Here is a 5,383-nt window from a genome sequence, read left to right on the forward strand (position 1 = left end):
GCCCGCACGCTCTATCGCTGGGACACCCGACCGACAACCCGCCGACTCAAGTGACGCCTATTGCCGGTCGTTCTTAGGCGGTTGCGGCACGGCTGCCCCCTGCGTGTGGTCGGGAAGGGGGCCCGGCCTCGGTGCTCGCCGTCGTGCCAGCCGGGCCCCCGGTCACGACGCGCCCGCGGACAGGGGCCCTTTACCGTCAGTCACGTCGTCCACAAAGAACGTAGCCAGGGGTTGCGGTACGCATACACTCCGTAGCAGAGTTCTCCTGGGACGTTCGGGACGTCAGGAGGGGACGCGATGAATCAGGGACTCATTGCCGCGATGGCTGAGGCGGGAGTAACCGCAGAAAGCCTCGCAGGTCAGGTGGGAGTCGATCCGAAGACCGCCGCGCGTTGGGCCAACCCGGGACGCACGCCGCGCAGCCGGCACCGTGCCGACGTCGCTCGGGTGCTCAGCCGGGACGTAGCCGACCTGTGGCCGGAGGTGATGACGCGACGGGAACCGGTCTGGTTCCGCCCCTGGGTCGACATCGAACGCGAGGCGGTGACGTTGCGGGCCTTTGAACTCGCGTGGATACCCGGTCTGCTGCAAACCGAGGCGTACGCCCGGGCGACTCTGGCCGGCGGCGTGCTGGCGGCGGACAAGGTCGCCGAACTCGCCGAAGCCCGGATCAGCCGACAGGCGATCCTGACCCGCAACGGGGGGCCTCTGCTGGTCGCCGTGCTCGACGCCGGGACGCTCAGTCGACGCGTCGGTGATGATCGCGCCCTGATGGCGGCGCAGCTCACGCACCTGCTCGCGTACGCCGAACGGGGGACCATCCAGCTTCACATCGTGCCGGCCGACGCCCCCAGCTACCCCGGCCTGGACGGTCCCTTCACGATCGCGGACATGCCGGACGGGACCCGGGTGGCACACGTCGACAGCCCGGCACGCGCTCAGATCCTCGACCAGCCGGCAGATCTTGTTACGCTCGAACGACGTTGGGAGCGCATTCGAGGCGAGGCACTTCCCCGAGGGCGCTCGTTGGAATTTCTCAGAGAAGCGGCAGCATCATGGACATGACCGGCGCGCAGTGGCGTAAGAGCACCAAGAGCGGCGGCAACGGCGGCAACTGCGTCGAGGTCTCCGACAACCTCCCGGGCGTCGTCCTCGTCCGCGACACCAAGAACCGTGACGGCGGCACCCTTTCCTTCACCCCCGCGTCGTGGCGCGGCTTCGTGGCAATGGCGAAGAACGCTCGCTGACCGACCGACCGCAGAGCCCCCGGCACAGGCTGGGGGCTTCTTGCGTGCCACACCAACCCCCGCAATGCTCGCCTACCGGCAGCTCAGAACGGGTCACCGCACACCCGCCAGTCCCCACCCTCACGGACCACCGGCAGGCGGCGTTCCTCGCTGATGCCACCGTCGCGGGTCACCGTCACCGTCACTGTGCCGCGCGGACGTCCACCCTTGGTCGCCACCGACACGTCGGTGATCTCGTAGTCGGTCACCATCGGCGGGGTACGCACCCAACTGGTGAACCCGATCGCGCTCCACCGGGTACGCGCGTCCGCGCACAGCCGCTCGTAGGCCCGGTCGCTGTCACCGAGGGTCACCTCGCTGAGGAACCCGTCGGCGGTGTCCCGGATCGGGCCGGCGGCCTGTCGCACCGTTTGTAGGTTCCACGCGCCCAGCCCGGCCACCCCGACGCAGCACAGCGCCATCCCGAACCCGGCGAGGGCCAGCCCGGCACGCATCGGGCGGCGTCGCCGGGCCGGTCGGTTCCACGACTGGCCGGCACCCACGACTACCGACCGTAGAGAACTACGTCACGGTGAGGCGCGGCAAGCCGAAAACTGGGCCTTCTTTCGGCGCGGCGACGCATCGTCTACCGTCGGCGCACACCCCCGTAGCGCCAGGGAGCCGATCGATGAGCCGCTTCGTGCAGCCGGTACCACCCCCTGCCGACCCGTACGCCGGTGACACCCTGCTGCGGTCCTGGCTGGAGCGTCACCTCGGCGCTGGCGGGCACGCCGCCGCGAAGGGCCGCCTGGTCGACCTGGCCGCCGACGTCACCGGGCCGCTGCGCGCGGCGCACGCCGACGCCGAGGCGCACCCGCCGACGCTGGTGCGGTACGACCCGTGGGGCGCCCGGATCGACCGCGTCGAGGTGTCCGCCGGCTGGCAGGCGCAGCGGGTTGCCGCCGCCCGCCACGCCGTGGTGGCGCTGCCCTACCTGCCGGACGCGCGCGGCACGTGGGGGGCCGCCGCGCGGGTCGTGCAGCACGCGCTGCTGCACCTGTACGGGCCGGAGTCGGCGACGTTCTCCTGCCCGGTGGCGATGGCCGACGGCGCGGCGGCGTTGCTCAGCCTGCCCGACGTCGACGCCGGTGTCCGCGACGCGTGGCTGCCCCGGCTGACCTCCACCGACCCGGCCACGGCGATCACCAGCGGGCAGTGGATGACCGAGTCGCAGGGCGGCTCGGATCTGGGCCGGTCCAGCACCATCGGCCGACCGGCGGCGGACGGCTCGTGGCGGCTGACCGGCGAGAAGTGGTTCTGCTCGGCCGCCGACGCGGCGATGGCGGTGGCGCTGGCCCGACCCGAGGGTGCCGGGCGGGGCAGCCGGGTGCTCGCCCCGTTCCTCGTCCCCCGCTACGCGGTTGACTCGCCGCTGGCCATCGGCGCGGCCCCGGACGCGCCCGCCCCCGGCGTCGTCGTGCACCGCCTCAAGGACAAGCTCGGCACCCGGGCGCTGCCGACCGCCGAGATCGGGCTGCGTGACGCGTACGCGGTGCCGCTGGGCGACCCGGCGGTGCCCGGCCTGGTCCGGGCGATGACCCTGGTCGTGGTGACCCGGGTGCACAACGCCGCCGCCGCGGCCGGCGGGATGCGACGCGGGCTCGCCTATGCCCGCGCGTTCGCCGACGCGCGGCACGTCGCGGGCGGTCCGCTGGCGTCCTCGCCGCTGCACCGCGCCACGCTGGGCACGCTCGCGGTCGACGCGGCGGGCGCGTTCGCCCTCGCCGGGCACGCGTTCGCGCTGCTGGGACGGGTCGAGGTAGGCGCCGACCCGGAGGCGGCGGCGGAGCTGCGCATCGTCGCGCCACTGGCCAAACTCGCCACCGGCCGGCTCGCCGTCAGCTCCGCCAGCGAGTACGTGGAGAGCTTCGGCGGCGCCGGCTACGTGGAGGACACCGGGGTGCCCCGGCTGCTGCGCGACGCGCAGGTGCTGCCGATCTGGGAGGGCACCACCAACGTCCTGTCCCTGGACGTGCTGCGCGCGTTGATCCGGGAGGACGCCGCGACGCCGCTGCTGCGTCGGCTGACCGCCGCTGCCGACCTGGCCCGGCCGCTGTCGCCCGCGCTGGCCGACACCCTGGCCACCGTCACCGGGCAGCTGTCCGACACCATCGCCGCGGTGACCGCCGACCCGGGCGCGGCGAGCGTCGTCGCGGGCGCCCGCGCCCTGGCGCTGCGGCTGGCGTACGCGCTGACCGCCGCGCTGCTGGTGGAGCACGCCGCCTGGGGTGACGAGCAGGCGGCGCTGGCGGCCCGGCTGTGGGCGCGGCGGTGGCTGCGGCACGAGGACATCGCCGAGGACGCCCATCACCACCTGGACCTGCTCTGCTGAACGACCGGCAGAGCCGTCGGCGCGTCATTGACCCCGTGAAACGGCGCAAGCCCGGACCGATGATCCGGGCTTGCGCCGCGTGACGGCGACGGCGGGCAAGGGATCATCAAACGGCTACGAAGCCGAGGTGCTCGCCGGCGAAGTGCTCGGGCCGGGGACGCACGTCAGCGACCAGACAGGCGATCTCGACCGGTGGCGGCAGGAAATGGTCGTCATCGCGGGTGTCCCGGTAACGACCGAGCCCGATGGTACGCATGAACGGGATGATCGCGTCCGGGTTCGTGCCGGCGTCCGCCGGCCCGCCTGACTCCAACGCCTCGCTCTCCGAGTCCCATTCGTAGCGCGCCGAGGGTGTGCCGTCCGCGAACCAGCCGAGAAACTCGTCGCCGTCGTAATTCTCTGCGCAGACGACCGCCTGGGTACCCCGGGACATCGAGGCGATCCGGTCGACGCCATCGGTGCCGTCCACTTCGACAAGCATCACCCAGTCGTCGATCTCCACGGAGAGCACCCGCCTCGACACGCCACCGGTCGGGCCCTGGGCCAACGTGAGGTCCGCATACGTCATCGGCGTGATCCGTCCGGCGTCGACACCCAGCCGCAGTAACGCCTCCTTGGCGGAGACCCCCCGCACCAACGTGATCGAGTAGTTCTGGTCGATGTCCAGCAGGTCGAACCAGTCGGTGGGCAAGCCGCTCCCCCGCGGCCGCGACGGCTTCGCCCGATCCTCGCGCTCGCGGCGGCCGTACTCCCGCTCCAACTGGTCGAGGCGGGCTTCCTCGGCGGCGGTGCCGCTGCGATACACCTCCGCGCCGTCGTCCGAGACCAGCACGATGTCACCGTCGTCGCCCACGACCAGGGCCGAGAGCGCGTACGCCACCGGGTTTATGCGCCGACCGGTCCACTTGGCCAGCACCGTCGAGTCGGTGCCGGTCCGCAGCACCCCGTCGGGCCCGAGGTTCAGCTCCACGCCGGGGGCACCGGCCTGCAACGACCACACCATGCCGCCCCCGGAACGCGCCAGCACCGTCTCGCCGGCCGGGGTGTGCGACAGGTGATACCTGCCGTTCGGGGAGGTGAGCGTGCCATCCAGGCGCTGTCCCCGGGTCATCCGGCCGCCGGAGGCCGCCTGGTAGGCCGCGAGGTCGGCGTCCGTCACCCGATCGCGGCTCCAGCGTTGGTAGCCGTCCGGATCCACCAGGACCAGCCGTCCGTCGTTGGTCACCACGGCGGCGCTCACCCGTCGGTCGACGCCACCCGACCGCCAGAGCGGGCGGCCACCTGCGTCCTCCAACAACAGATAACCGTCCGACACCAAGACCAACCGACCCGCGTCGTCCGGGGCAGCACCAACCCCAGCACGATGCTCGCTGAACTCCTCGCCAGCTCTCGGCAGTTCCGCAGGCGTCACTGTCGACATCATCGACAAGAAGGAGGACTTTCGCACAAGCGCGGCGGAGCCCTGGCTGGCGGCTTCGTCCCAGCGGTGGACGACCTCCGACGCGTCCGCACTGTCCGGGACCCTCCAGAGGTCGACGGCATGTTCCCGGTCCCGCAAGGCCAACTCCCCGCCGCCGCGGTGCTCCAGCGCGAAAGCGCCGTTGGCGGAGACGAGCGCCCCGTGCGACAGGGCCTGACCGGCCCGCAGAACATCCCGATCGTCAGTACTCACGTGTGTCCCTTCACAAGTGGTTATTGACCCGTAAGGCAAATAGTTGATGGTCAGGAGGCGGCGTAGCGGACTTCGGGCTTGCGGAACAAGGAT

The 5,383-nt window shown here is 71.9% G+C and carries 5 protein-coding genes; 3 read left to right on the forward strand and 2 right to left on the reverse strand.

Going from position 1 to position 5,383, the window contains the following annotated elements; genetic code table 11:
• The first annotated feature begins 297 nt into the window (after window positions 1-297).
• The gene (locus tag ACLQ24_RS28355) at window positions 298-1,065 is read left to right on the forward strand and encodes a DUF5753 domain-containing protein (protein WP_425894799.1); all 768 of its coding nucleotides are present in this window, start codon (window positions 298-300) and stop codon (window positions 1,063-1,065) included.
• Window positions 1,056-1,247 (forward strand): DUF397 domain-containing protein, encoded by a 192-nt coding sequence (locus tag ACLQ24_RS28360; RefSeq protein ID WP_425894800.1) that lies wholly within the window; start codon window positions 1,056-1,058, stop codon window positions 1,245-1,247. Before ACLQ24_RS28355 ends, ACLQ24_RS28360 begins: the two co-directional genes overlap by 10 nt.
• Window positions 1,248-1,330: 83 nt before the next feature.
• Here ACLQ24_RS28360 and ACLQ24_RS28365 read toward each other — a convergent pair whose 3' ends face one another.
• Complete coding sequence (locus ACLQ24_RS28365) at window positions 1,331-1,741, reverse strand: hypothetical protein (protein ID WP_425894803.1); 411 nt, start codon at window positions 1,739-1,741, stop codon at window positions 1,331-1,333.
• Between the two features lie 173 nt (window positions 1,742-1,914).
• Here ACLQ24_RS28365 and ACLQ24_RS28370 point away from each other — a divergent pair, with 173 nt between their 5' ends.
• Window positions 1,915-3,618, forward strand: coding sequence for an acyl-CoA dehydrogenase family protein (locus tag ACLQ24_RS28370; protein ID WP_425894801.1), 1,704 nt, complete (start codon window positions 1,915-1,917; stop codon window positions 3,616-3,618).
• Window positions 3,619-3,724: 106 nt separating this feature from the next.
• Here the strand turns inward: ACLQ24_RS28370 and ACLQ24_RS28375 are convergent, their stop codons facing one another.
• Window positions 3,725-5,290 carry a DUF6461 domain-containing protein gene (locus tag ACLQ24_RS28375; RefSeq protein WP_425894802.1) on the reverse strand — a complete coding sequence of 522 codons (1,566 nt, stop codon included), beginning with the start codon at window positions 5,288-5,290 and terminating at the stop codon, window positions 3,725-3,727.
• Window positions 5,291-5,383 lie beyond the last annotated feature (93 nt).

It is taken from the genome of Micromonospora sp. DT4, assembly GCF_049841675.1.
Lineage (GTDB): Bacteria > Actinomycetota > Actinomycetes > Mycobacteriales > Micromonosporaceae > Micromonospora.

Coding starts and splice junctions, on each gene's coding strand:
- ACLQ24_RS28355 (WP_425894799.1), top strand. CDS start 298: ATGAATCAGGGACTCATTGCCGCGATGGCTGAGGCGGGAGTAACCGCA.
- ACLQ24_RS28360 (WP_425894800.1), top strand. CDS start 1,056: ATGGACATGACCGGCGCGCAGTGGCGTAAGAGCACCAAGAGCGGCGGC.
- ACLQ24_RS28365 (WP_425894803.1), bottom strand. CDS start 1,741: ATGCGTGCCGGGCTGGCCCTCGCCGGGTTCGGGATGGCGCTGTGCTGC.
- ACLQ24_RS28370 (WP_425894801.1), top strand. CDS start 1,915: ATGAGCCGCTTCGTGCAGCCGGTACCACCCCCTGCCGACCCGTACGCC.